The 1394-nt window shown below is 60.0% G+C and carries 1 protein-coding gene; it reads right to left on the bottom strand.

Going from position 1 to position 1394, the window contains the following annotated elements; genetic code table 11:
- Nucleotides 1–282: 282 nt before the first annotated feature.
- On the bottom strand, nucleotides 283–1308 hold the full coding sequence (locus ACYCVF_RS36725) for an IS110 family RNA-guided transposase (RefSeq protein ID WP_459605040.1): 1026 nt from the start codon (nucleotides 1306–1308) through the stop codon (nucleotides 283–285).
- Between the last annotated feature and the right edge of the window lie 86 nt (nucleotides 1309–1394).

Genomic DNA, 1394 nt, shown 5'->3' on the forward strand with positions numbered 1-1394 from the left:
CGTCATATGTGGACGGCCCCTATTGGCAAGCACTTTTTGAAATATCGAACGACTTGGTCGGCTTCAGTCATATGTCCGGCCTGTTGGTGCGGGTTTACGACCGCTGGCCCTGATGAAATCCGATTGCCGTGGTCCCTATCATTGCGGCGAGCTTGGCAGCTTATGACGGTGTCGGGGTGTCCATGGCTTTCGGTGGTGACCGTATCGCTCATCACTTCTTTCGTGCTTACCAAACTTGATCCGGCATACTCACTTGAACGCTGCTTGAGATGGTGGGTGCGCTCAGGCCTTGACGTACGTATCGGTACGGAAGCTCTCGCCTGTGGTCATGATCGCCCAGCAGATCCTTGCCAGCTTATTGGCCAGAGCCACGGCGACCAGCCGCTCAGGCTTCCTGGCCCGTAGCGCGTTGATCCAGTCGGCGAGATTGCCTTGGCGCTTGCTCACGACACGCAGCACGGAAGTCGCTCCCGTGACGAGCATCTTGCGGATGTAGCGGTTGCCCTGCTTGGTGATTGCGCCGAGCTTCTCCTTGCCTCCGCTCGAGTTCTGCCTGGGCGTCAGACCAAGCCATGCCGCGAAGTCGCGCCCGGACTTGAACACGCCGGGATCGGGAACACTGGCCGCAACCACCGACGCGATCAGCGTCCCGACACCTGGAATCTCGTCGAGCACGCGGCTGATCGGATTTTGTCTGTGCGCCTTGAGGATCTCTTTCTCCACGTTCGCGATCGACAGGTCGAGCCCCTCCAGATGTTGAGCCACGCAGGCTACCGCGGCCATGGCAACTGACGGAAGTGCGGCATCCGCCTTCGCCAGCGCCAGCAGTTCATCGATCCGGCCTATGCCCTTGGCGACGACAATGCCGAACTCGGCAAGGTGGCCGCGCAGGGCGTTGACCGCCATCGTACGCTGCTTGACCAGCAGCTCGCGGGTCTTGTGCAGCATCAGAACGGCTTGCTGGTCGGCACTCTTGATCGGCACGAAGCGCATATCCGGTCGCGACATCGCCTCGCAGATCGCCGCCGCGTCGACCGCGTCATTCTTGCCTCGCTTGACGTAGGGCTTTATGTAAGCCGGCGGCATCAGAACCACCTCGTGCCCCATCTCGGCCAGTTGGCGAGCCCAATAATGCGCTGAACCGCAGGCCTCCATGGCAACCTGGCACGGTTCGATCTGCGAAAAGACCTCACGCATCTTCGAACGCTTCACCTTCCGCGAAATTGATCGGCCGCCTTCGCTCTCAAGCCCATGAACTTGAAAATAGTTCTTGCCCAGATCAATCGCCGCTCTGATAAACTTCGCCATGGACGGCCTCCCTCTTTGTGGCGCTCCGGCGACCACGTTTTGGCACTTGATGCCGTTCAGGTGGGGCCGTCCACAACATCATTGCG

The organism is Bradyrhizobium cedriense, assembly GCF_054602315.1.

Bases quoted from the DNA above. Each gene is read 5' to 3' on its own strand.
- ACYCVF_RS36725 (WP_459605040.1), bottom strand. From the start codon at position 1,308: ATGGCGAAGTTTATCAGAGCGGCGATTGATCTGGGCAAGAACTATTTT.